The sequence below is a fragment of the Stenotrophomonas geniculata ATCC 19374 = JCM 13324 genome (assembly GCF_001431625.1).
In the GTDB taxonomy this organism is placed as follows: Bacteria; Pseudomonadota; Gammaproteobacteria; order Xanthomonadales; family Xanthomonadaceae; genus Stenotrophomonas; species Stenotrophomonas geniculata.
This window is the reverse complement of sequence record NZ_LLXT01000154.1, coordinates 14,429-39,073: the sequence shown is the minus strand read 5'-3', so window position 1 is coordinate 39,073 and position 24,645 is coordinate 14,429. Positions and strand designations below refer to the sequence as shown.

The following is a 24,645-nucleotide window of genomic DNA, read 5'->3' as shown; positions in this document are numbered from 1 at the left end:
CCCCCGCCCCGCCTTCGACAGAGTCCTGCGATCTGCCGGAATGGAACGGCCTGCTCTTGGTGGGTGTCGACCTTGGTCGACACGTAGATCCATGCCGTGCATGGATGAATCACGATTGAAAAACGCTCAACCGACTTCGTACAGCTCCAGCGGCAGGCCATCCGGATCGGCGAAGAAGGTGAAGCGGCGGCCGGTGTACTCGTCCACGCGGATCGGTTCGCAGGCGACGCCATGCGCGGCCAGGCGCTGGATGAAGGGTTCCAGTGCAGCCACCCGGAACGCGAGGTGGCGCAGGCCCTGGGCTTCGGGGCGGCTGGGGCGCGGCGGTGGCGAGGGGAAGGAGAACAGTTCCAGCTGGCCGCCGTCGGGCAGGGCCAGGTCCAGCTTCCAGGAGTCGCGCGCGGCGCGATGGTTCTCGGCCAGCACGCGCAGGCCGAGGATGCGCACGTAGAAGTCCTTCGAGCGTGCGTAGTCGCTGCAGATCAGCGCAGCGTGGTGGATGCCCAGCAGGGCGTAGGAACCGGGGGTCATTGCAGGGTGTCCAGCCAGCGCTGGGCGATCTTCTGCGCCAGCGGATAGGGTTCGGGATCGTTGCGGTTGGTCAGCACGATCACGGTCAGGTGCTTTTCCGGGTGGCGCACGATCACGTTGCGGAAGCCGATGCTCTCGCCGCTGTGCCATTGCACCTGGCCGTTCAGGCGCCAGCCGAAACCGTAATGCGGCACGTCCGGTTCCGATGTGGTCGTGGCCGGGCTGAACATCGCCCGGCGCGAAGCTTTCGACAGCAGGCGGTCGTCATACAGCGCGGCGTCCCAGCGGGCGAGATCGTCCAGCGAGGAATAGATGCCGCCGTCGCCGAGCACGGCGCTGGTGGTGCTCTGGTCGGTGCGCTGCCAGCGGCCGTCGATCCGGCTGTAGCCATAGGCGCGTGCGGCGACCGTGTCCACGCCGTCCTGGTGGGCCACGGTATGCGCCATGCCCAGCGGGCGGAAGATGCGCTCCTGCAGGAAGGTCGCGTAATCTTTCCTGGACGCGCGGCCGACGATCAGTGCCAACAGCGCGTAGCCGCTGTTGCTGTAGCGGTACTGCGTGCCGGGTGCGAAATTCAGCCGGTTCTCGTGCGACAGCAGGGTCAGCACGTCGGCGTCATGCACCTGCCGAGGGTCAGCTGGATCCATCAGGTCTTCGTAGTCGATCAGGCCGCTGGTATGCGAGAGCAGCTGGCGGATCGTGATGGCCGCCGCTGCCGGCGGCAGCTCGGGCAGCCACTGCCGGGCAGTCTGCTCCAGCCCGAGCCGGCCGTCTTCCACCAGCAGCAGCACCGCCGCGGCGGTGAACTGCTTGCTGACCGAGGCCAGCCGGAAGTTGCTTGCCGCGGTGACCGCAGTACCGTCTTCCACTACCGCCAGGCCGTAGCCGCGACGGAACACCGGTTGCCCGTCGTGCAGTACCAGTACCGCAGCGCCGGGTACCTGACCGTCGTAGGCCTGCATCAGGCCGTCGATGCCCGCATCCGGTGGAGTCAGCACCGGTGCGGCGCCGCCCGCCACTGGCAGCAGGCCCAGCACGACGGCGAACAGGGCGACGGCAGCGCGCATGGCGGCTCCGGAGGGGTCAGGGGGAAGGGGCAGGTGTGGCGCTGGCGGGCTGCGCCATCCAGCGTTCCATCTTGCGGTCCAGCACGTCCAGCGGCATCGATCCGTCCTTCAGCAGTTCGGCGTGGAAGCGGCGCAGGTCGAAGGCGGCGCCCAGACGGCTCTTGGCCTTGTCGCGCAGGGCGACGATGGTGGTCAGGCCGGCCACGTTGGACAGCGCCTGGCCGGGCTGGGCCATGATCCGCTCGACTTCGGCGTTGGCGTCGTCACTGCTCATGTCCACGGTCTTCTGCAGGTAGGCCACGGCCTGCTGCTTGCTCCAGCCCTGGGCGTTCACGCCGGTGTCGGCCACCACGCGGGCAGCACGCAGCAGGCGCGAATACAGGTAGCCGATGCGGTCGTAGGGATCGGTGTAGATGCCGAGGTTCTCACCCAGCGTTTCGGCATACAGGCCCCAACCTTCGACGAAGGCGAGGTCGCCACCGAGGCGGCGGAAACGCGGCAGCTTGGCCAGCTCCTGCTGCAGTCCCAGCTGCACATGGTGGCCGGGGATTGCTTCATGCAGGTACTGCACCGGCACGTTCCAGCGCTTGCGGCTGGGCAGGTCGCGGGTGTTCACGTACAGCACGCCCGGTTGCCCGGCCGCAGACGGCTGGTAGGCCGCTGCTGCAGCCGTCAGCGCACGCTCCGGTTCCACTGCGCGCACGTCCAGCGTGGACTTGGGCAGGGTATCGAGCACCTGCGGCAGGCGTGCGTTGACCTGCTGCTGCACCTGGCGGTAGCGGTTGATCAATGCGTTGGCGTCACCGTACTGGAACTGGCGATCGTTGCGCATGCTGCGCAACAGCTTGGACGGCGTGCCACGCAGCTTGGCATCCTTCATCACGGTGGCGATCTGCGCCTGCAGCTCCTGCACGCGCTGTTCGCCCAGTGCGTGCAGCTGCGCCGCGGTCTGGTCGCTGGCAGTGGTCTGCACGATCAGGTTGGCGTACCAGGCCTGGCCATCGGGCAGTGCGCCCAGGCCGCTGCTGGCGCGCGTGGCCGGCAGGTATTCGGTGGCGATGAATCCGCGCAAAGCACGGTAGGCCGGCATGATGCGCAGCTCGATCATGCGCTTGTATTCGGCGCTGATGCGCGCCTTGTCCTCGGCCGCGATGGTGTTGGGCATGGTGCGGATCGGCGACCAGAAGATGCTCTCTTCAGCGGTTGGCTTGATCACCGCATCCAGCTGCGGCAGCACCTTCTCCATCAGGTCGCGCGGCTGCACCACGCCGGCCTTCATGCCCTGGCGCATGTTGTCGATGGCCTGGTCGAACAGCTCGGGAATGCCCAGCGAGCGGCGCGACCAGGTGTCGTAGTCCTGCACGGTGTTGAATGGCTGTGCGCCGGCTCCCGCGCCGAGGATCGCCATGATGCTGCCGACGTTGTAGTACTGGCTGATCGGCATCATCCAGCTTGGATAGCGCTCGGCGGCCAGCGATGCGCGCGCGTCGCGCACGAAGATCTCGTAGCTGAGCAGGTCCTGGCCCTGCAGGCCGTCGCTGCCGAGTTTCTCGACCTTGCCCAGCCACTCGGTGGTGAAGTCGTGCGATTGCTGGCGCCATGCGGCGGACAGGATGTTGGGCAGCTGGTCGTTGTAGCGGGCCTCGCCCTGGAAGGTTGCCTGCAGCGGATTCAACCGCATCGAGGCATCCCAGTATTCGTCGTACAGGCGCTCCAGCTGCACCTGCTTGGGCACGGCCCGGGCCGCTGCGACCGGACGCGGCGCGGCGCGGCGCGCCGAACTGCCACGGGCCGGCGCGGTGGCGCGGGCGGGCCGGGCCTTGGGCTTGGCGGCCTGGCGGGTCTGCGCGGCGGCAGGGCGGCTGGCCTTCTTCTTCGCTGCTTCGGCCGACGGCACGGCGCTGAACAGGAACAACGCGGCGATGGCGACGGCCAGGGCGCGGGTGGGATGCGGCATCAGGAGCTTCCGTGGAACACAGACCGTGGAGCTTGCACGATCCGGCCGCGTACGGCCAGCGTGAAGGCGCAGTCAGCTTTCCGCTGCTGGGGCTTCAGTCAGCCGCAGCGGCAGCCCGCAACGATGCGGCCCGCTCGGCACCCAGATAGCGGGTGATGGCACGCCGCATCAGGTACAGCAACGGAATCAGTGCGATCGCAAAGCCCATCTTGTAGATGTAGTTGACGCTGCTGACCGCCAGGAACAGCGAGGTCGGCCAGTGTTGCGGGCCCAGCACGAAGGCGATCCAGATCACCACGAAGCTGTCCACCACCTGCGAGATCGCGGTCGATCCGGTCGCACGCAGCCACACGTGGCGCTCACCGGTCGCCTGGCGGATGCGATGGAACACGGCCACGTCGATCAGCTGGCCGAGCAGGAAGGCCACCAGCGAACCGGCGATGGTCCACATGCCCTGGCCGAACACGGCTGCGAACGCGGCCTGGTAATCGGGCACGCCGTGGCCATCCATCGACGTGACCCACCAGCTGGCCGGCGCCAGTGAAATGGCGGCGAAGGCGAACAGGAAGCCGTAGCCGATCAGCACCACCGCCAGCCACGAGATGAAGCGCACGCCGCGCTTGCCGAAGAACTCGTTGATGGTGTCGGTCATGATGAACACCACCGGCCACAGCAGGGTGCCGGCGGTGAAGCTGAGCGAGCCGGTCTGGCCGAACAGGTTCCAGTTCAGCGGAGCGATGCCGAGGGTGTCTTCCAGCGCGAAGATCTTCACCCCGATCAGCTCGGCCAGCACCGCATTGCCGCAGAAGAACGCGGCCAGCACGATGAACAACAGGACCGCGCGGTCCTGCAGCGGGCGCTCGATCGGCGCCGGGGTCATTCGGTGCGTTCGCCGGTGCGTTCGCCGGCGCGGGTGAACGGCACGCTGGACGGCGCCACGGCACCGCCGGAAATGATGAAGCTCATGGCCTGGTCGACGGTCCAGTCGGTCGGGGTCAGCAGTTCCACCGGCACGATTTCCAGGTAGCCCGAGGTCGGGTTCGGCGTGGTGGGCACGTACACCGCAGCCAGCTCACGGTCGGTGCCGTGTTCCTTGATCACGCGGGTGACCAGGCCGACCGATTTCATGTCGCGGTGCGGGAAGTCGATCAGCACCACGCGCTGGGTGCTGCCCGGCTCGGTCTGCAGCATGTCCAGCAGCTTCTTGGCACTGTCGTAGATGATGCTGGCCAGGGGGATGCGCTTGATGACCGCGCCGACCCAGCGCAGCAGGCGCTGGCCAAGCACGCGGCGACTGGCCACGCCCACCGCCAGGATCACCAGCAGGGTGGCCAGCAGGGCGATGGTGTCCTGGATCCACTCGGCGCGGACCCAGCCCAGATAGTGCGGGAAGCTGGTTGCGATCTGTTCGGACAGCGGCACCACCAGCGGGCTGGAAATACCCGACAGCAGCACGAACACGAACTTGACCACGACCCAGGTCAGCCAGATCGGCAGCAGGGTGAGCAGGCCGGTCAGGAACAGGCGCTGCAGGGAGGGGCGGGGGACCAGGGCGGGGGCTTCGAGCGACATGCGCGCATTGTAGCGGTCACTGCAGGTCGATTACGCTGGGAAATCGACTGCGGCAACGGCACATGGAAGGGAAGCTGTGTTGAAGATTCTGCGCGGACTGGGCTGGACCCTGGCAGGCCTGCTGGTGCTGGCCATCGTGGTGTGGTGCGCCTCGCGCATGTGGCCGGTACCCGAATCGCGGCTGCAGGCGCAGCAGCGACTGGAAGCACGCCTGCCGGCGACCGGGCACAACGGTTATGCCTTGTTGTGGACGCTGCCATTCGACGACCTGGATGCCCAGCAGCGCGAGCAGGCGCTGGCCGAGGATGTACGGCGCTGGGAGGCCGACCCACACGGTGGAGGCGGCGGCCGGACACACCTGGTGGCCAACCATGCCGAGCTGCACTCGCGGCCCGGTGCCAGTTGCGGGCCGGCCGCCAGCGGCTGTCTCGTCCAGGTCCGCGCGGACCCGCAACGCTTCGTGGAGGCCCACGCCGGCCACCAGCAGTTGCATGCGCGGCTGGATCAGCTGGCCGAAGCGGACTACTTCATGTCGCCGTTCCCGCCGAAGGGCGAGGGCATTCTGGTCCCGTTGCCGGCCTATGGCGTGGTGATGGACGCCACCAGCGCACGCGCGCTGGCGTACGTGCAGGGCGATATCGACGGTGCTCTGCGAGGTGCTTGCCGTGGCCTGCAGCTGGGCCGGCGGCTGGTGCCCGGCAGCAGTTATCTGGTCGAGAGCATCATCGGTGCCAGCCTGGTGCAGGCCAATGCCCAGCTGCTGGCCGACATGCTGGTTGAACTGCCTGCCGACCATCCGTTGCCAAGGGAATGCGAACAGGCGCTGCAGCCGCTGCGGGCCGAAGAGCAAAGCCTGTGCCGGGCAATGCAGGGCGAGTACGCGATGAGCCGGGCGGCGATCGAGACATCGGCGCGGGAGTTCGGCGGCGTGCTGGTGCTGGATCGCAGCAGCACCCTGGCCCGTGCGGCCGGCAATCTCGGCTGGGCCTGTGGCGCGGCAGCCACAGCGGCACTGGAAGTGGATCGCCCGTTGCCAGTGCCGGCGCCACCGCAGCATGACTTCGGTTGCCTGTCGAACGTCATGGGCTGCGTGCTGACCGATATCGCCGCGCCGATCTATCCTGCCTATTCGTCACGGCCACAGGATGCTGCGGCGATGGTGCGGCTGCTGGGGGCGCAGCGTTGGCTGCGGCAGCAGACGGATGATCCGGTGCACGCCCTGCAGCGGCTGCCGGCGCAGTTCCGCTCGCCGGTGCGGTCGCCGCGGCTGTCCGCCGATGGCCACCATCTGCAGGTGCCGCGTCGTTCGCCGCCGCGTGGCAACGCTGAGAGCCCGTGGTTGTCCGTACCGTTGGTGGCCGGCGCCGGCGCCGGCGCAACCGCCGCTGCCCGCGACTGAGCCGTGGCTCAGTCGGTGCCGGCCTGCGGATCGAATGCCCAGCCATCGCCGACCGTCTGCAGCGTCCAGCGACGGGTGCCGCGCAGTGGCTGCCAGCGCACGCTGTCCTTGTCGTTCTCGATGCTGCCTTCGACGCGCCTTACCTTGCGCGTGGAGAAGTTCACGCTCAGCGATTCGGTCTTTCCGGAATTGCGCATCACCGAATCCTGGTCGTAGCCGATCAGCGCGAACGCGCCGTCCTGCCAGCGGAAAGTGAAGGCGGTGGTACCCATCGACCAGCTTCCGGCGCTGGCGAATGAAAGCAGCGCGACCTTCAACGTGCCACGCTGGATGCTGACACCCCCTTCTTCAAGCGGATCGCTCATCACCGGGTTCTCCGGGCGCGGAATCAGCTGATGGTCCTGCACCGCCAGCACATAGCCGGTTGGCCGTGACCACGCCACGGCGAGAATGCGCGGGTTGCTGTCATGCGGGGACGGGCCGAAGCCGTCGTGTTCGATGACGTTGCGCGGGTCCTGCTGGCGCAGTACCAGGACCAGATCAGCGCGGCCATCCTGGTCGAGATCGCCTTCGATGCTGGATTCAAGCGTCCAGCCGTTGGGCACGAAGCCGGCGGCAGTGGCAGCCTGTGCCGGCAGCGTCGGGTACTGCACCGGCGGCAGGTCCAGCGCATGGGCCGCGCACGGCAGGGTGCTCAGCAGTGCAGCAAGGGTGTACGGGCGCATCCGGGCCTCCATGGCAGAGGCCAGAGGATAGCGCCCAAGCGATGATCAGCGTGCGTGTGGCTTCAACCGCAGGTAGACCTGCTTGCGCACCTGGGCGACCACCTCGCCACTCTCATCGATCACGTCGTTGCTGAACCAGCGCAGCACCTTCTCGCCACTGGCCGCTTCGGCGCGCAGTTCGTCCAGCAGCGCGTCGTCGATGCGGAACGACGTCCGCACAATGCCACGGCCCGGCTTGAGGAAGTCGATGGCGCCGGCGCGGTCCCACACGTAGTAGTCGCGGCCGAGGATGTGCAGCAGGCCGAGCATCCAGAACGGATCGGTCATCGCGAACAGGCTGCCACCGAAGTGGGTACCGACGTAGTTGCGGTTCCATGGTCGCAGGCGCAGTTCGACATCGATCTGCCGGTAGTCCGGCGTGATGCGGGTGACGTGGATGCCGGTGAACAGGAACGGCGGCCAGAGATTGATGCCGAAGCGGAACAGGCGGGCGTTCATGCGGATCCGGGAGCGCAGGGCGAGGCGCCCAGTCTAACCATTCGCATGCGTATGTTGCACCCCGGGCGGCGAGGGTCATGCCTCGCCGTCGATCACATACCCGTCGCGGCCGTTGGCCTTGGCCTGGTACAACGCGGTGTCGGCGCCTTCGACGAAATGGTGCGGTTGCAGCGTGCCGTCGGGTACGCGGGTGAACACGCCGATGGTGAGGGTGACGCCTGCTTCGCCGCCGTCACCAGGCGCCGGCAGTGCACGCACGCAGGCGATCAGGTCCTCGATGACCTGGCGTGCGCCTTCGGCCGGGGTATCCGGCAGCACCAGTGCGAACTCATCGCCACCGTAGCGCGCGGCCATGTCGCGTGGACGTCGCGCATGTGCACCGATCAGGCGCGCGACATCGCGCAGCACGCGGTCACCGACCTGATGCCCGTGGCGGTCGTTGTGGCGCTTGAAATGGTCAACGTCGATCAGCGCGAGGCTCAGGGATTTGCCACTGCGTCGCGCGGCATCGCATTCCTGTTGCAGCGACTGCTCGAAACGCAGGCGATTGCCGAGACCGGTCAGCGCATCGCGATTGGCCAGGCGGTGCCAGGCCGAGACTCGCCAGATCGCCCAGGCCAGCAGCACCAGCAGGATGCCCAGCATTGCGCTGGCCGGTGCCCACCACAGGTCACCGGCGCGCAACAGCAACCAGCTCAGCAGCGGTGGAAGCGGCAGCGAGCACAGCGCAGCAAGCCATGGCAGGCGCAGGCCGAGCAGGATCACGCACAGCGCTACCAGCACGCCGCTGATGGCGTGCTGCCAGAGGCGGGGCAGCAGATCGATCTGCTTGTGCTGCAGCAGCATCGACGCGATGTTGGCCTGGTACTCACTGCCGCTCATCCAGAACTCGCGGGTGGTCGGGGTCAGCAGCCGCGGTGCGATGCCGCTGGCGGTCATGCCTACCACGATGCGGCGACCATGCAGCATCGCCATGTCCACGTGACCATCCAGCACGTCGGCATAGGACACCTGTGGCAGGCGCTCGGGCGGCCCGGCATAGCGCACGCGCACGTAGTCGTTGCGCCGCCATTGGTAGGGCGAACCGATCTGCGGATCAGGGTCGGGCAGGCCGTGCACCGCGCCCGGCGGCAGGGCGGCCAGCGCCAGGCCCAGTGCCGGCCAGTGAGCCTGGCCGATGCCCGCATGCAGATACACACCGCGCGCGACGCCATCGCCATCCACTTCCACGTCGGTATGGCCGATCGCCGCGGCACTGGCCGCGATCTGCGGAATCGGCAGCATTTCCTCGGCCATGCGGTCGCCGGCGGCCGGCGCCGCGAGTACCGGCAGCACCACCCGGCCATTGCGGCGGATCGCTGCGGCCAGTTCATCGTCCTGGCGGCTGTCGCGTCGATCAGGTTCGGACAGCATCAGGTCCAGTGCGACGCGCTCGGCACCGGCGTCGGTCAGCCGGTCCAGCAGGCGGGCATGGATCGAGCGGGGCCAGGGCCATTGGCCGATGCGCTGCAGGCTGCCCTCGTCGATGGCCACGATCAGCACGCTGGGGTCGGGGCGGTAGTCCCAGTTGCCGACCATGGCGTCATAGGCGGCTTCGTCCTGCCGCCACAGCCACTGGCCCTGGCTGGCGATCACCGTCAGTACGCCGGCCAGCAGTGCCAGCAGGATCCGCTTCGACCACGGCAGCGGCGAGCGCCTCATAACAACAGCAACAGCAGCAGGGCGCCACCACCGGCGCCGTAGCACAGGCGGCAGGGCAGCTTGATCTGCTGGGCCGGTGAGTACTCGCCCGCATGACCGTCGTCGTCGATGTACTGCACACGCACATGCAGGGTGCCGCTCCACGGCCGCTTGAAGCTGACCTGCGGCTCGCTCACGGTCTGGTCGACCAGGGGCGTGCTGAAGTCGCCACGACGGTCCACCTGCACCCGGTACTGCTGGCCTTCGCTGCCGGCCTGCCAGCGCAGGGTCAGCTCGCCATGCGCTGCTTCAGGCGGCTGCAGGGCAGGGTCGACCGGTTCATTGCTCAGTTGCAGGGGCAGGGCCTGGCCGTAACGTCCCTGGTGGCCGTTGCCATCGCGCGACGCCACCCGCCAGAAGTACTCGCCGGGCGGCAGCGGCTGCGCCAGGCGCAGGTCGGTGCCTTGGGTGCTCTGTTCCTGCAGCGGCTGCACGAAGCTCGGCTCGGCGGCGATCTGCAGCACGCTGCTGCGCGCGCCCGGCGCCTGGCTCCAACGGAAGCGCGGGCGGTCGCTGTTGACGGTCTGCCCATGCAGGGGGGTCACGGTGAGCGGCGGCGGGGGCTGGTCGCTGAGTTCGAAATCGGCGCTGGCGTCGAGGCCTTCCACGCCCTGCGCATCCACGGCGCGCAACAGGATGCGCAACTGGCCGGGGGGCAGGTCACCGATCGCCAGCCGGGTGTCGGCAGTGGTGGCGGCAAACAGCAGGATTTCCGGCGTCGCTGCCTGCACCACTTCCACACGGTAGCGCGCGGCGCCGTCGACGGGGTCCCAGGCGAGCAGGGTCGGCAGGGGCGCCAGGCGCACATCGTCGCTGCGCAGCTGCGGCGCGGGAAGAAGGGCGGAGACAGCGTCCGGTGCGGCATCGGCGCTGATGCTGCGGCTGGCCTGTCCAGGCTGGACCAGGCGTTTGCCGTGGGTGTTGCCGACCTGCACCTTGCCCTGCAGTACCTCGGTGGCAGCGACGTGGCCGGTGTCACCGGCGCTGACCCGGAATACGGTACCGCGCACGCTGCTGGTCGCCGTAGGTGCATCGATGATGTAGCGCGAGGCCGGGCCACGGGCAGGTGTCACCCGGTTGCTCGCGCGGCCCTGCTGGAGGCGCAGGCGGGTATCGACCATGCCGGTGTGGCCGTAGCGGCTGAGCTGGTCCAGGCGCAGCCGGGAATACTCGCGCAGCTGCAGGCGCGAGGCGTCGGCGAATTCAAGCGTGACGCTGGAGTCGCCTTCGGTCTGCACGGTGTCACCAATGCGAAGTTGTTCCCCGGCGAGTATCGCGCGCGTGGCGCTGCCATCGGCGCCGGACAATTCGACCTTGCCGCGCACCGACAGCACGCGGGCAGGTGCCGGTTCGATGCGCAGCCAGCTGATCGGGAAGCGCAGCAGCTGGCCCGGCGGCAGCTGGTAGGGGTTGTCGATGCGGTTGTGCTGTTGCAGCTGCTGCCAGCGCACCGAGGGCTTGAGGTACAGGCCTCCCAGATCCCACAGGGTATCGCCGGGACGGACCCGGTAGTTCCAGTCCTGGGCGGCGGCGATGGCCGGCAGGAAGAGAAGAGCGCAGAGCAGCGCGCCCTGGAAGCGCATGGCGAACGACAGCGAGCGGACGAAGGTCACAGTTTGCAATCCCGGCAATGCGGGGGCGCAGCTGCAAGACCCCATGGCCCCGACCTCATCCCCCCGAACGGATCGTGGCGGCCGTACGGCCGCCATCCCGCGCATTATTGCCCGCGTTCAGTGCAGGGATTCTGAACGAAGTGGGTTTCCGTTCAGAACAGCAGGGAGGCCATCCGGCGGCGGTACTGGCCGACCAGGTCCTCGTCGGAGATCACATTGAAGGCGTCGATCAGGGCCTTGCGCGGCAGTCCGTCCTCGAACGTGCGGTCGATCCGCAGCATTTCCAGGAACTGGGTCAGCGCGGCTTCGTCGTGGCCACCGAGCAGCAGCTGCACGCCGCGCAGGTGGCGTGCCTTGAGGTCCTTGCCATCGGTGGCGATGCGGGCGTCCAGCACTTCAGCGGCCGGGGCGTCCTTCAGGGCCGAGGCGAAGGCCAGCCGGGCGCGTGCACGCACCGCACGGTCGTCGGTGGCCAGATTGGCGGGCAGGCCGTCAATCAGCAGGCTGGCTTCATCGACGCCACCGATCTGCAGCAGGGCCAGCGCCAGGTCGAGTTTCAGCTCGTCCTTGTCCGGCTCGGCGGCGATCTGCGCGCGCAGTACGTCTACCTGCGCCTGCGGGTCCAGCGGGGCTTCATCTTCGGCGACGGCGTCGCCGATGTCGGCCGGCACGATGCCGTGCTGGGCCAGGAACTCACGCAGTTGGCCTTCCGGGATGGCCCCTGGGAAGCCGTCCACCAGCTGTCCGCCCTTGACCAGGAACACGGTCGGTACCGAGCGGATCTGGAAGGCGGCGGCGATCTGCTGTTCCTTGTCGACGTCGATCTTGGCCAGTTCGAAGGCGCCGTTGTACTCGGCAGCCAGCTTTTCCAGCATCGGCCCCAGGGTCTTGCACGGCCCGCACCAGGTGGCCCAGAAGTCGACCAGCACCGGCGTCTGCAGCGACTTCTGCAGGACTTCGGCCTCGAAGGTCGCAGTGGTGGCGTCGAATACGTAGGTCGTCTCGGTCATGGGGGGAAGCATCGTTTGGCGTCTGGAGACCGATTCTATGGTGACGATCGATGCCGGTCTCAACCCGGGTTGTAGTAAATGCCTGACAATGCAGGCTTCCTGTCGCCGTTCTTTCCGGAGCCTGCATGTCGTCCCTGTCCCCGTTGCTGCGCCTGTCCGGCCTGTCCGGCCTGGTCGCCGCGCTGCTGTTCGTGCTGGCGGTGCTCGGTTTCGGTGCCGGCCTGGACGGCTACGCGCAGGCCCGCCACCCGGTAGCGCTGCTGGGGGCACAGGGGGTGCCGCATGCGCTGGCCTTCAATCTGCTGGGCTTCGTGCTGCCGGGGCTGCTTGCGGTGGTTGTGGCCGAGTGCCTGCGCCGCAGGCTGCCGGCAACCGCCGGCTGGGCGCCGCGGGTGGGCAGCCAGATGCTGCTGCTGGCCGGGTTGGCGTTCGCCGCGATGGGGTTGCTGCCGCTGGATGTGGACGACCTGCACGGGCCGGCCAGCCAGCTGCATGCCAGCGCCTGGATGATCTGGGTGCTGGGTTTTGTCGCCGGGACCTTGTTGCTGGGCACGTCGCAGGTGCGCCAGGCGCATGGGCGCGCGCTGGGCGCCGTGGCGCTCGCCTGTGGCGTGCTGGCCGCGCTGGCGGCGTTTGCCCTGCAGGGCGTGCTGCCGGCGCCGCTGGCACAACGGCTTGCGTTCGCCTGCTGGGCGGTCTGGCTGGCCTTGGCGCTGCCACTGTCGCGACCGCGCTGAGACCGGCGCCGGACGCCCGCGGCGCCGGCATCCGGCAGGCAGGATTGGAGACGTTTGCCGCACTGCGGTACGCTGTACCGCTTTGCCGCCGCAACCGCGTGTTCCATGACCAGCGCTGAAACCAACGCCTACGACCCGCAGCAGGTTGAATCCGACGCCCAGCAGTACTGGGACGCCACCCGTGCCTTCGAGGTCGACGAGACTTCGGACAAGCCGAAGTACTACTGCCTGTCGATGCTTCCGTACCCGTCCGGTGCGCTGCACATGGGCCACGTGCGCAATTACACGATTGGCGACGTGATCAGCCGCTACAAGCGCATGACGGGTCATAACGTGCTGCAGCCGATGGGCTGGGACGCGTTCGGCCTGCCGGCGGAAAACGCCGCGATCAAGAACAAGACCGCGCCGGCGGCGTGGACCTACAAGAACATCGACCACATGCGCAGCCAGCTGAAGTCGCTGGGCTATGCCATCGACTGGTCGCGCGAGTTCGCCACCTGCCGCCCGGACTATTACGTCCACGAGCAGCGCATGTTCACCCGCCTGATGCGCAAGGGCCTGGCCTACCGCCGCAACGCGGTGGTGAACTGGGACCCGGTCGACCAGACCGTGCTGGCCAACGAGCAGGTCATCGATGGCCGCGGCTGGCGCTCCGGCGCCCTGGTCGAGAAGCGCGAGATCCCGCAGTGGTTCCTGCGCATCACCGATTACGCCCAGGAACTGCTGGACGGCCTGGACGAGCTGGACGGCTGGCCGGAATCGGTCAAGACCATGCAGCGCAACTGGATCGGCCGCTCCGAGGGCCTGGAAATCCAGTTCGACGTACGTGACGTGGACGGCGGCGTGCTGGATCCGCTGCGCGTGTTCACCACTCGTCCGGATACCGTGATGGGCGTGACCTTCGTGTCGATCGCCGCCGAACATCCGCTGGCGCTGCATGCGGCGAAGAACAACCCGGAACTGGCCGCGATGCTGGCCGACCTGAAGCAGGGCGGTGTGTCCGAGGCCGAGCTGGAAACCCAGGAAAAGCGCGGCATGGACACCGGCCTGCGCGCGCTGCATCCGGTCACCGGCGAGCCGGTGCCGGTGTGGGTCGCCAACTTCGTGCTGATGGGCTACGGCACCGGCGCGGTGATGGCCGTTCCGGGCCACGACCAGCGCGACAACGAAGTGGCCAACAAGTACGGCCTGCCGATCAAGCAGGTCATTGCCCTGAAGGACGCGCGCACCGAAGAGGAGCGCAGCTGGGACGGCAGCCGCTGGCAGGACTGGTACAGCGACAAGAGCCGTGCCTTTGAACTGGTGAATTCGGCCGAGTTCGACGGCCTGGACTTCCAGGGCGCCTTCGAAGCGCTGGCCGAACGTTTCGAACGCAAGGCCCAGGGCCAGCGTCGCGTCAACTACCGCCTGCGCGACTGGGGCGTGAGCCGCCAGCGTTACTGGGGCTGCCCGATTCCGGTGATCTACTGCGCCAAGTGCGGCGCGGTGCCGGTGCCGGAAGAACAGCTGCCGGTGGTGCTGCCGGAGGACGTGGCGTTCTCGGGTACCGGTTCGCCGATCAAGACCGATCCGGAATGGCGCAAGACCACCTGCCCGGACTGCGGCGGTGCGGCCGAGCGCGAGACCGATACCTTCGACACCTTCATGGAGTCGAGCTGGTACTACGCCCGTTACACCTCGCCGGGTGCCCGTGACGCGGTCGACAAGCGCGGCAACTACTGGCTGCCGGTGGACCAGTACATCGGTGGCATCGAGCACGCGATCCTGCACCTGATGTATTTCCGCTTCTACCACAAGCTGCTGCGCGACGCGCGGATGGTGGACAGCAACGAACCGGCGCGCAACCTGCTGTGCCAGGGCATGGTGATTGCCGAGACCTACTACCGCCCGAACCCGGACGGCTCGAAGGACTGGATCAACCCGGCCGATGTGGAAGTGCAGCGTGACGAGCGCGGCCGCATCACCGGCGCCACCCTGATCGCCGACGGCCAGCCGGTGGTGGTCGGTGGCACCGAGAAGATGTCCAAGTCGAAGAACAACGGCGTGGACCCGCAGGCGATGGTCGACAAGTACGGCGCCGACACCGTGCGCCTGTTCTCGATGTTCGCCGCGCCGCCGGAACAGTCGCTGGAGTGGAACGAAGCCGGCGTGGATGGCATGGCCCGCTTCCTGCGCCGCCTGTGGGCCCAGGTGCAGAAGCATGCTGCCGACGGTGCCGCTCCGGCACTGGATGTCGCAGCACTGGATGCCAACCAGAAGGCACTGCGCCGCAAGACCCACGAGACCATCGGCAAGGTCGGTGACGACTATGGCCGCCGCCACAGCTTCAACACCGCCATTGCCGCGGTGATGGAACTAATGAACGCGCTGGCCAAGTTCGAGGACGGCAGTGCGCAGGGGCGTGCGGTGCGCCAGGAAGCGCTGCAGGCCGTCGTGCTGCTGCTCAACCCGATCACCCCGCATGCCAGCCATGCCCTGTGGCAGGTGCTGGGCCACGGCGAGACCCTGCTGGAAGACCAGCCGTTCCCGCAGGCTGATGCCGGTGCGCTGGTGCGCGACGCGCTGACCCTGGCCGTGCAGGTCAACGGCAAGCTGCGTGGCACCATCGACGTGGCGGCCGACGCCGCGCGCGAGCAGGTCGAGGCACTCGCCCTGGCCGAGCCCAACGCGGCCAAGTTCATGGAAGGCCTGACGGTGCGCAAGATCATCATCGTGCCCGGCAAGATCGTGAACATCGTCGCCGCCTGATGTACCCCGCACCGGCCACCCGTATGGTGGCCGGTGCCATTCCGGTGCAGGGCCAGGCGTATGATGGCCCTGCATTCACGCCGCTTCGGGCACGCTGTGTGTTGCCGTGATCGCCCGGCTCCGCCAGACTGTCTCCATGACCCGAATCCTGCTTGCTCTCGTTCTTGTCCTCGGCCTTGCCGGCTGCGGTTTCCATCTGCGCAACAAGCTGATGCTGCCGACCGACACGGCACCGGTGAAGGTGGTTTCCACTGCGCCGTACAGCGAACTGGTCAAGCTGCTCAACCGCAGCCTGCTGGCGTCCGGCGCCAGGCTGGCCGATGAGGACAGCAAGGAACCCAGTACCCAGCTGCAGGTGCTGTCCGAACGCTGGGGCGACCTGCCGATCGCCATCGACTCGCAGGGCCGTGCGCAGGAATACAGCCTGCGCTACGCGGTGATCTTCATCTTCCGTCGCGAAGACGGCAGCGAGCTGGTGCCACAGCAGGTGATCGAGCTGTCGCGCGACTACGTGTCACCGCCGACCGACGCCACCGGTACCACCACCGAACGTGAAATCCTGGCCAATGAACTGCGCCGGGAAATGTCCGCCTCGATCATCCGCCGCATCGACAGCGTGGTGCGTGCCGAGATCGAGAAGGGCGGCAGCCTGTCGGCGCCGAAGGACAAGCCGGTTGAAGGTGCGGAGCCGGCCGAACCGGTCCCCGCAGCCAAGCACTGAGCCGCGACGATGGAACTGCGTCCGGAGCAGCTGGCCAGCCAGGGCGCTGATACCGCGCTGGCGCCGGCCTACCTGATTGCCGGCCCGGAAACCCTGCGCGTGCTTGAGGCGGCCGACGCCATCCGCGCGCGCGCGCGCGCCGCCGGCATCGGCGAGCGGGAAGTGTTCGACGCCGATGGCCGTGATTTCGACTGGAACCAGCTCGACGCCAGCTTCAACGCGCCCAGCCTGTTCAGCGCCCGCCGCCTGGTCGAGGTGCGCCTGCCCAGCGGCAAGCCGGGCAAGGACGGGGCCGAGGTGATCAGCCAGTTCTGCGCCAATCCGGCGCCGGACGTGGTGCTGATGATTACCGCCAACGAATGGAGCAAGGCCCACCAGGGCAAGTGGGCCGAGGCGGTCAACCGCATCGGCGTGCTGTCGGTGGCCTGGGCGATCAAGCCGCACGAATTGCCGGACTGGATCGAGCGCCGCCTGCGTGGCAAGGGCCTGCGCGCGGACCCGGCCGCCGTGCAGCGCCTGGCCGAGCGGGTGGAAGGCAATCTGCTGGCTGCCGCCCAGGAAATCGACAAGCTGGCGCTGTTGGCCGACGGCCAGCCGCTGGACGTGGAACGGATGGAATCGCTGGTGGCCGACGCCGCGCGCTATGACGTGTTCCGGCTGGTGGAGGCGACGTTCTCCGGGCAACCGCCGGCGGTGCTGCGCATGCTGGCCGGCCTGCGCGGCGAGGGTGAGGCGGTGGCTGCACTGATGCCGATGGTGATCCGCGAACTGCTGGCCGGTGCTGGCCTGGCCCGGGTGCAGGGCCGTGGCGGCAACCTGGCCGCCGAAATGAAATCGCGCGGCATCTGGGAATCGCGGCAGGCGCCGTACAAGCGCGCGCTGCAGCGGCATCCGGAAAGCAAGCGCTGGGAGCGCTTCGTGGCCGAAGCCGGGCTGGTCGACCGCATCGCCAAGGGGCGCGCCGACGGTGATGCCTGGCTGGCGCTGGAGCGCCTGCTGGTGGCCGTGGCCGAACCGCGTGCCGTGCGCCTGCTGGCGCGGGCCTGAGCAATGAGCCTGCGGATCTATTACGGGGGCACCTTTGATCCGGTGCACCTCGGGCACCTGGCGATCGCGCGGGCTGCCCGCGACGAACTGCAGGTTGCCGTGCGCATGCTGCCGGCCGCCGATCCGCCGCACCGGGCCGTGCCCGGCGCCACGGCCGAGCAGCGCTGCACCATGCTGTCGCTGGCCATCGGTGACGAACCGGGTCTGCTGCTGGACCGCCGCGAGCTGGACCGTGCAGCGCGTTTCCCCGGTCGGCCGTCCTATACCGTGGACACCCTGCGCGAGCTGCGTGGCGAGCTGGGTCCGAGCCGGCCGCTGGCTTGGCTGGTCGGCGCCGACAGCCTGCTTGGCCTGTCCCGCTGGCACGAGTGGGAGGCGTTGTTCGGGCTGGCTCATTTCGTGGTGGCAGAGCGCCCGGGCAGCCCGTTGCAGGCTGCGGTGGATGGCGAGCTGGGCCAGGCGCTGGAAGGGCGCTGGGCCGACACCGAGCAGGCCCTGTTCGCCAGCCCGGCCGGGCGCATCCTGCGCCTACATCATCCGCTGCGCGAGGAATCGGCCAGCGCCGTGCGTTCGCAGATCGCCGGCGGTGGCCCCTGGCGCGCCCTGCTGCCACCCGGCGTGGCGGACTATGTGGCTGCACACGGGCTGTACCGCCCGGCCAGGCCGTGAATGGCGCAGCGGCGCCATCCCCGTATAATCGCCCCCACGTTTATCGAGTCGATCCACTTTGAGCAACCAGACCCAGCCCCAGACCATCAAGGTCGATCTGCCCAGCCCGCCGCCGTCCGTGCCGGAACTGCTGGCCAGCGTCCGCCAAGCCACCGAAGACCTGAAGGCCAAGGACCTGGTCGAGATCGACGTGCGCGGCCGGTCCAGCGTTGCCGACTACATGATTGTTGTTTCGGGCACCTCGACCCGCCACGTCAAGTCGATTGCCGATGAAGTGGTGCGCTTCGCCAAGAACATCGACGTGATGCCGCTGGGCGTGGAAGGCGAGCGCGAAGCCGAGTGGGTGCTGGTCGATCTGGGCGACGTGATCGTCCATGTGATGCTGCCGCGCGTGCGTGAGTTCTACGCCCTCGAGCGCCTGTGGACAGTCGGTGACCAGCCGCCGTCCAGCGACGACGAAGTGGCTTGAGCCACGCGTTGATGCATCCCTTCGACGGCGCCGATGGCGCCGTCGACGTTTTGGAGGACCATTGATGAAAGCCCGCCTGATCGCCACCGGTGAACGCGCCCCCAGCTGGGTGGCGCAGGGCTTCGCCGAGTACCAGAAGCGGCTGTCGCACTGGCTGCCGTTCGAGCTGGTGGAAATCGAGCCCGGCCTGCGCGGCAAAGGCCGTGATCCGCGCCGCGCCACTGAAGATGAAGGCAAGCGGGTGATCGCTGCGCTGCCGAAGAATGCCTATGTAGTGGCGCTGGATGTGCCGGGTCGCCAGCTCAGTTCCGAACAGCTGGCACAGCGCCTGGAACACTGGCGCGGGCAGGGCAGGGACCTGGCGTTCCTGATCGGTGGCCCGGAAGGGCATTCGCCGGAAGTCTCCGCGCTGGCCGACGAGAAGTGGTCGATCGGACCGCTGACGCTGCCACACATGCTGGTACGCCTGGTGGTGGCCGAGCAGTTGTATCGGGCTGCCGCAATGATTGCCAATCACCCCTACCATCGCGCGTGAAGAGTGGTTATACTAGTCGTCTGCCCGAATAGCTCAGCCGGTTAGAGCACTTGACTGTTAATCAGGGGGTCGTTGGTTCGAGTCCAACTTCGGGCGCCACTTTGAAGAGACCTGCATCGCAAGATGCAGGTCTTTTTTTTGCGTTGCGCATCGTCAGTGCGTAATGGCGTCTGCGGGGCCAGCGGACCACGCTCCCAGACCGTTGAATGTTCAAAGGGCGCCTTGAATGATGGGAAGATGAGGTCCGGTCGCAAAGAGGCGCTGAATGAGTACCGTTCGCGAAGACTTTGAAAGAAGCTTTTGGATGCTTGTCGAAGACAGTCTGCTTTTGATTGAAGCCTCAGAGCTGAACCCGGGTACGGAGCTTGCAAATTCGCTTGCACGCGCAGCTCTTTTGAATACTTTGGTACTCCCAGAGGTGGTCGCCAATTGCTGTATAGACGACCTCCGTCTGGAGAACTCCGTATACAAGGAGGTTGATCGTCTGTCGGTTGTCGCCAAGTTCGATTTCTACCTGAGAACGAAATTTCGGAACAAGTCCATCTCTCGTGGCGATAGGCACGTGCAGTCTATTGGCGAATTGAAGAAGCTAAGAGATGACTACGTGCATCCAAAATCAAGACGAGTGCGGTGGATCGGAGATCCTGATGGCGAGCAAACAGCTGAGCGTCCCCTAACACCGATTCTGGGTATCGCGAAGAATCCTCGAGACTGGTGGCATGAGGACGCGGTACTCGCAATGCGTGCCACCCACGGTTTCCTTGCCCACTTCTTCAAGGAGCGCTGCCGTTACAGCCGAGTTGCGGTGGCAAGCATTGTTGCTTGTGAGTGTGAGTCTCCAGTGAGGGGGGACTACTACGTGCCCTACTTGCCTCGCCGATTGAAATCAAACCTTGAACATTGGGAAATCAATCTGGATTACGTAAAACACGGCTGGCTCTAGCGACCAAGATGAAAAAGCACTGATGTGTGGGCATGCCTAGCCTTCAGCTCTACCTGGCCAGATGCCAAGGTGATGAGTCGAGCACGGCTCGGCTCTACAGTGCCAGCTCGCCACTGGAGAACGCGACCAGCGTAGCGATGGCTACCACCAGAATGGCGCCGAACAGCACCCATTCCCAACGCGTGAATACCAGCTCGCCGCGCTGGCGCCGGGCCAGTGCGAACAGCACCACGCCGGGCACGTACAGCAACACCGACAACAGCAGGTTGTCGAGGCCGCCGGCATACACCAGCCAAAGCGCGTACGCACTGGCCAGCAGCGCAACCGCGAAATCACGCCAGCGCGCACTGGGCTCATCGGCGTAGGCCTGCCCGCGCCAGGCCAGCTGCACGCCGAATGCCGTGGACAGGAAGTAGGGCACCAGGCTCATCGATGCGGCCAGCAGCACCAGCCCGGTGTAGCTGCCGGAACTGACCAGCACCAGCAGCAGGAACACCTGGATCAGGCCGTTGCTCCACCACAGTGCATTGGCCGGCACGCCGCGCGCGTTTTCACGGCCCAGGAAGGCGGGCATGGTGCCGTCACCTGCGGCGGCATAGAGCACTTCGGCGCACAGCAGCACCCAGGCCAACAATGCACCGAGAACGGAGATGATCGAACCGATGATGATCACCGTCGCGCCCCATTCGCCGACAATGGCGCGCAGCACATAGGCCATCGACGGATTGGGCAGTCCGGCCAGTTCCGCCTGCGACAGCACGCCCATCGACAACAGGCTGACCAGCACCAGCAGCAGCCACACGCCAAGGAAGCCGATCACCGTGGCGCGACCCACGTCGGCGCGGCGTGCCGCCCGCCGCGAATAGATGCTGGCGCCTTCGATGCCGATGAACACCCACACGGTCACCAGCATCATGCCGCGCAGCTGCTGGCCAAGGTCGCCGAGTGCAGGCGTGCCGAGGAAATCGGCGCGGAACACGTCCATGCGGAACGCGCCGGTGGCCAGGATCAGGAACAGCGCGATCGGCAGCAGCTTGGCCACGGTCACCAGGCCGTTGACGATGGCTGCAGTACGCAGGCCGCGCAGCACCAACACATGCACCGTCCACAACAGCAATGACGATGCGGCCACGGCGGCCGGGGTATTGCCTTCGCCGAACACGGGCATGAAGTGGCCAAGGCCGCTGAAGATCAGCACGAAGAAGCTGGCGTTGCCGAGCACCGAGGCAACCCAGTAACCCCACGCAGCGGAGAAGCCGATGTAATTGCCGAAGCCCTCGCGCGCGTATGCGTAGATGCCGGTATCGAGATCCGGTCGGCGGTTGGCCAGCGCCTGGAACACGAACGCCAGCATCAGCATGCCCGCGCCGCTCACCGCCCAGCCAATCAGCACGGCGGCCGGACCGGCGCTGCGCGCTACGTTCTGTGGCAATGAAAAGATACCGGCGCCGACCATCGAGCCGACCACCAGTGCAGTCAACGCGGGCAGGCCCAAGCGCTGCGATGTCGCGGCCATGGAGATCCCCTGCGGCGGTGATGCCGCGTGCACACGGTAGCCCTGTGCCCGTGAACATGCCTGCAAGGGGCAGAACGACGAAGGCCCGGGCAGCTGCCCGGGCCTTCGAAGGTGATGCGTTGAAGCGTGTTGCCTGTATTACTTGAAGGTGTACTTGGCACCGACGGTGAAGTAGCGACCGATGGCACCACTGAAGTGCATCGGGTTGTAGTTCACGCCGCCATAGGTCAGCGGATCCAGCGGAGCAATTCGGTCGAAGACGTTCTCGACCGAAGCATTCAGCTCGAACGCTTCGGTGATTGCCCAACGGCCGGAAAGGTCGAAGGTGGTGAACGAAGAGATCTTCTTCACCGGCGATCCATCGGCATAGAAGAACTGGTACTTGCCGCCGCGCTTGTCAGTGTTTTCCATGCTGGAGATGTAGTTGGCCACGCCGCTGACACTCCACGGGCCCTGCTTCCAGGTGGTACCGAAGTTGATGCGGTCCTTCGGCGTGCCGATGCAGTTGGTCACGTCGCAGTTGCCGTGCGTGCCCAGGAAGTCATCGGTGCTGGTACCGCTGGTGCGCTCGAACTTCAGCAGGTGGCTCCACTGCAGATCCATCTCCAGCTGGCCCGGGCCGATGTCGAAGGTCTGGCGGATGTCGGTGTCGATACCGCGAACGCGCGAGGAACTGGCGTTGATGTAGGCGGTGTTGACGGCCAGGATGCTGCCGGTACCGGCGACGCCGTTGAGCAGGTTGTTGTCGCGCAGGACATTGCCAGCCCGGATCGCATCATCGGTATCGCCCTGGGCGATCTCGTTGGTGCGCTTGATTTCCCAGGCATCGACGGTCAACGAGGTGGAGCGGGTGGGCTGCAGCACGATACCCACCGAGTAGCTCTTCGACTCTTCCGGCTTCAGGTCCTTGTTCGGGCGGGTGATGATCGCAACCGACTGCGAGCCGCAGTCGTCCGGCGAAGCACCCGGGGCCGGGTTTTCACCGTCCGGGCAACGGATCGGATCCGAGGCAGTGGAGAAGGCGGCCAGGCCACCATCGCCGTTCTCGGCCGGGTTCGGCGCGCGGAAGCCTTCGGCGTAGCTGGCGCGCAGGGCGATCCAGTCGGCCGGCGTCCACTTCACACCCAGCTTCGGCGTGGCCTTGCCTTCACCGCTCTCATACTTGTCGTAGCGCAGTGCAGCGGACAGTTCCAACTGCTCCAGCACCGGTGCCGACAGTTCGACGTAACCGGCGTACACGTTCTGCGTGCCGTCATAGGCCGAGTAGCCCAGGCCGATGATGTCACCCGTGTCGGTGTAGGTCTGCGGGGTCAGGCTGTTGCTGGTCTTGCGCCACTCGGTACCGATCGCCAGGCCCAGCGGGCCACCCTTCAGGTCCATCAGGCTGCGCGACACGGTGAAGTCGAACATGTCCAGGCTGGACTTGGCACGTGCGCTGATCTTCGGCGAGATGTAGTCGTACAGCGCCTGGGAGTTCAGGTTGGCGTTGTCGCCGATGCGCCATACGCCACCGGCACAGTTCGCGTCACCCAGTGCACACTTCACGGCGCTGTAGCGCAGGAAGCCGGTGCGCTCGTTGACCAGGTCGGTGCCCGAGTGCAGGTAGGCGGTGTCGTAGCTCCAGTCACCCCAGTTGCCCTTGACGCCGACCAGGAAACGATTGAACTCGTTGGTGTTGTCGGTCACGCGGGGGCCGACGTCCCAAGCGCTGTAGCGCAGGCGCAACGGGCCGGTACCGAGGCCGGCAGGCCGGTCAGGATGATTGGGGCCAAGCACCACGGCGCCCGGACCGCTGTTGCCGTTGACCGGGCCGCCGGGATAACCCCAGCCGCCGGACGCGGCGGACGGCGTGTTGCTGAAGGTGGTTTCCTTCTTCGAGTAGCCGATCTCGGTGTAGATCTCGCCACCTTCACCAAACGCGAAGCTGGCGCGGCCGAACACATTGACGTACTTCTCTTCCGGCGAGATGTCGCGATACAGCTGTGCCGGATCCCACAGGCAGCCCTGCGCGGCGACCGAGGCGTCGGTCTGGCCACCGATGGTGGTCAGGCCCTGGCAGCCAGGCAGTGGCACGAGGGTGGCCGGATTCTTGTCGGTGACATTGCGGTCGTCGTACACCGAGCCATTGGGACCAACGCCGCCGCGGGTCTTGCCGCTGAGGAAGGCGCCACCCAGGAACTGGGCATTGTTGCCATAGCCCCACTGGCGGGTGTCGCCGGTACCGATCCACTTGCGGTTCTTGCGGTCGCTGATCTTGATTGCGTCGCTCTTGCCGACATCCAGGCTGAAGAAGGCGTTCCATCCGTCGGTGGCCATGTCGCCGGTACCGGCGGTCAGGGTCGCTTTCTTGGTATCGCCATCGCTGTCGCCGGACAGGCCGTAGGAGCCGCGAAGGATCGCGCCCTGGAAGTCGCTGCGCAGGATGATGTTGACCACGCCAGCGATGGCGTCGGAGCCATAGATCGCCGAGGCGCCGTCCTTCAGCACTTCCACGCGTTCAACGGCGTCGAGCGGGATGGTGCTCAGGTCGGTGAAGACCTTCTGGCCGTCATCGGCCAGGCCGTAGGTGGCCATGCGGCGACCATTCAACAGGACAAGGGTTGAACCCGCGCCCAGGCCACGCAGCGAAATGCCGGCGCCACCGCCGGCGAAGCCGTTGCCGAACGATTTGGGAATAGAGCCGGCGCCATTGGCGGTGATGGTCTGCAGGTACTCGGCAACCGTGGTCTTGCCGGTGCGGTCGATTTCCTGGCGGGTCACCACCTGCACCGGGGACGGTGTTTCAGTGTTGGTGCGCGGGATGTTCGAACCGGTGACCGTGATGCGGTCCAGGTTGGTGGCCTTCTCCTGCGCGAAAGCGGAGGTGGAAGCCACGGCGCCAACCAGCAGCAGGGTGCCGCCGGTAAGGATATGGGTGATGGACGATGCCAGGGTGGTGCGGCGGCGGCTGGCGGGCCGTTGGATCAGGTGTTTCACAGCTTCTCTCCTAACTGGAAAACCGTAGCGTTGAGGGCTGTCTCCGGTAGATTCCGGGACGGACCAATCTAGGTTTCCGGCGGGTGACGAAGTCGTGAATTTTTGCTTAATCAATAACAGTTGATCCTGTTCCGTCCGTGCCCGCCCGGACGGAAGGGCCGGCCCGGCAGAT

21 protein-coding genes and 1 tRNA gene are annotated in these 24,645 nt (G+C 66.8%); 10 read left to right on the top strand and 12 right to left on the bottom strand.

What is annotated here, in order from left to right; translation table 11 throughout:
- Positions 1-126: 126 nt before the first annotated feature.
- From gloA2 to ARC63_RS20895, 5 genes are all read right to left on the bottom strand, one after another.
- Positions 127-531, bottom strand: coding sequence for an SMU1112c/YaeR family gloxylase I-like metalloprotein (gene gloA2 / locus ARC63_RS20915; protein ID WP_057504302.1), 405 nt, complete (start codon positions 529-531; stop codon positions 127-129).
- The gene (locus ARC63_RS20910; protein ID WP_057504301.1) at positions 528-1,598 is read right to left on the bottom strand and encodes a serine hydrolase domain-containing protein; all 1,071 of its coding nucleotides are present in this window, start codon (positions 1,596-1,598) and stop codon (positions 528-530) included. Before ARC63_RS20910 ends, gloA2 begins: the two co-directional genes overlap by 4 nt.
- Before the next feature lie 16 nt (positions 1,599-1,614).
- Positions 1,615-3,555, bottom strand: a complete 1,941-nt coding sequence (locus ARC63_RS20905) for a DUF885 domain-containing protein (RefSeq protein WP_057504300.1) — start codon at positions 3,553-3,555, stop codon at positions 1,615-1,617.
- A gap of 94 nt (positions 3,556-3,649) precedes the next feature.
- The gene (locus tag ARC63_RS20900) at positions 3,650-4,435 is read right to left on the bottom strand and encodes a queuosine precursor transporter (RefSeq protein WP_049437362.1); all 786 of its coding nucleotides are present in this window, start codon (positions 4,433-4,435) and stop codon (positions 3,650-3,652) included.
- The gene (locus tag ARC63_RS20895) at positions 4,432-5,127 is read right to left on the bottom strand and encodes a DUF502 domain-containing protein (protein WP_005414135.1); all 696 of its coding nucleotides are present in this window, start codon (positions 5,125-5,127) and stop codon (positions 4,432-4,434) included. The genes ARC63_RS20900 and ARC63_RS20895 overlap by 4 nt, the downstream gene beginning before the upstream one ends.
- Before the next feature lie 76 nt (positions 5,128-5,203).
- Between ARC63_RS20895 and ARC63_RS20890 the strand changes: the two genes are divergently transcribed.
- Positions 5,204-6,526: a hypothetical protein gene (locus tag ARC63_RS20890; RefSeq protein WP_057504299.1), complete on the top strand. Its 1,323-nt coding sequence runs from the start codon at positions 5,204-5,206 to the stop codon at positions 6,524-6,526.
- Positions 6,527-6,534: 8 nt separating this feature from the next.
- Here ARC63_RS20890 and ARC63_RS20885 read toward each other — a convergent pair whose 3' ends face one another.
- The 5 genes from ARC63_RS20885 to trxA all read right to left on the bottom strand — a co-directional run bounded on the left by ARC63_RS20885 (position 6,535) and on the right by trxA (position 12,112).
- On the bottom strand, positions 6,535-7,251 hold the full coding sequence (locus ARC63_RS20885) for a hypothetical protein (protein WP_057504298.1): 717 nt from the start codon (positions 7,249-7,251) through the stop codon (positions 6,535-6,537).
- A gap of 45 nt (positions 7,252-7,296) precedes the next feature.
- Positions 7,297-7,749 carry a DUF4442 domain-containing protein gene (locus tag ARC63_RS20880; protein ID WP_010482929.1) on the bottom strand — a complete coding sequence of 151 codons (453 nt, stop codon included), beginning with the start codon at positions 7,747-7,749 and terminating at the stop codon, positions 7,297-7,299.
- Between the two features lie 75 nt (positions 7,750-7,824).
- Positions 7,825-9,450: a CHASE2 domain-containing protein gene (locus tag ARC63_RS20875; RefSeq protein ID WP_010482931.1), complete on the bottom strand. Its 1,626-nt coding sequence runs from the start codon at positions 9,448-9,450 to the stop codon at positions 7,825-7,827.
- Positions 9,447-11,147 (bottom strand): FecR family protein, encoded by a 1,701-nt coding sequence (locus ARC63_RS20870; RefSeq protein ID WP_057504297.1) that lies wholly within the window; start codon positions 11,145-11,147, stop codon positions 9,447-9,449. Before ARC63_RS20870 ends, ARC63_RS20875 begins: the two co-directional genes overlap by 4 nt.
- Positions 11,148-11,254: 107 nt before the next feature.
- Positions 11,255-12,112 carry a thioredoxin gene (trxA, locus tag ARC63_RS20865; protein WP_057504296.1) on the bottom strand — a complete coding sequence of 286 codons (858 nt, stop codon included), beginning with the start codon at positions 12,110-12,112 and terminating at the stop codon, positions 11,255-11,257.
- Positions 12,113-12,237: 125 nt separating this feature from the next.
- Between trxA and ARC63_RS20860 the strand changes: the two genes are divergently transcribed.
- The 9 genes from ARC63_RS20860 (at position 12,238) to ARC63_RS23360 (ending at position 19,981) form a co-directional block, all read left to right on the top strand.
- Positions 12,238-12,849 carry a DUF998 domain-containing protein gene (locus tag ARC63_RS20860; RefSeq protein WP_010482937.1) on the top strand — a complete coding sequence of 204 codons (612 nt, stop codon included), beginning with the start codon at positions 12,238-12,240 and terminating at the stop codon, positions 12,847-12,849.
- Between the two features lie 105 nt (positions 12,850-12,954).
- Complete coding sequence (gene leuS / locus ARC63_RS20855; protein WP_057504303.1) at positions 12,955-15,597, top strand: leucine--tRNA ligase; 2,643 nt, start codon at positions 12,955-12,957, stop codon at positions 15,595-15,597.
- A 136-nt stretch (positions 15,598-15,733) separates the two neighbouring features.
- Positions 15,734-16,318: an LPS-assembly lipoprotein LptE gene (locus tag ARC63_RS20850; protein ID WP_010482940.1), complete on the top strand. Its 585-nt coding sequence runs from the start codon at positions 15,734-15,736 to the stop codon at positions 16,316-16,318.
- A gap of 9 nt (positions 16,319-16,327) precedes the next feature.
- Positions 16,328-17,365, top strand: a complete 1,038-nt coding sequence (gene holA / locus ARC63_RS20845) for a DNA polymerase III subunit delta (RefSeq protein ID WP_057504295.1) — start codon at positions 16,328-16,330, stop codon at positions 17,363-17,365.
- A gap of 3 nt (positions 17,366-17,368) precedes the next feature.
- A complete protein-coding gene (gene nadD / locus ARC63_RS20840) occupies positions 17,369-18,034 on the top strand; it encodes a nicotinate-nucleotide adenylyltransferase (RefSeq protein WP_043402704.1) in 666 nt (221 codons plus the stop codon).
- A gap of 58 nt (positions 18,035-18,092) precedes the next feature.
- On the top strand, positions 18,093-18,503 hold the full coding sequence (rsfS, locus tag ARC63_RS20835) for a ribosome silencing factor (RefSeq protein ID WP_005418109.1): 411 nt from the start codon (positions 18,093-18,095) through the stop codon (positions 18,501-18,503).
- A gap of 64 nt (positions 18,504-18,567) precedes the next feature.
- The gene (gene rlmH / locus ARC63_RS20830) at positions 18,568-19,038 is read left to right on the top strand and encodes a 23S rRNA (pseudouridine(1915)-N(3))-methyltransferase RlmH (protein WP_005418108.1); all 471 of its coding nucleotides are present in this window, start codon (positions 18,568-18,570) and stop codon (positions 19,036-19,038) included.
- A gap of 22 nt (positions 19,039-19,060) precedes the next feature.
- Positions 19,061-19,137: transfer RNA gene (locus tag ARC63_RS20825), tRNA-Asn, on the top strand.
- Positions 19,138-19,303: 166 nt separating this feature from the next.
- On the top strand, positions 19,304-19,981 hold the full coding sequence (locus ARC63_RS23360; RefSeq protein ID WP_139042451.1) for a hypothetical protein: 678 nt from the start codon (positions 19,304-19,306) through the stop codon (positions 19,979-19,981).
- Positions 19,982-20,075: 94 nt separating this feature from the next.
- On the opposite strand, the gene arcD is transcribed toward ARC63_RS23360, so the two are convergent.
- Both arcD and ARC63_RS20815 read right to left on the bottom strand, forming a co-directional pair.
- On the bottom strand, positions 20,076-21,497 hold the full coding sequence (gene arcD / locus ARC63_RS20820) for an arginine-ornithine antiporter (RefSeq protein WP_057504294.1): 1,422 nt from the start codon (positions 21,495-21,497) through the stop codon (positions 20,076-20,078).
- A 138-nt stretch (positions 21,498-21,635) separates the two neighbouring features.
- Positions 21,636-24,473 (bottom strand): TonB-dependent receptor, encoded by a 2,838-nt coding sequence (locus ARC63_RS20815; RefSeq protein WP_049398685.1) that lies wholly within the window; start codon positions 24,471-24,473, stop codon positions 21,636-21,638.
- Between the last annotated feature and the right edge of the window lie 172 nt (positions 24,474-24,645).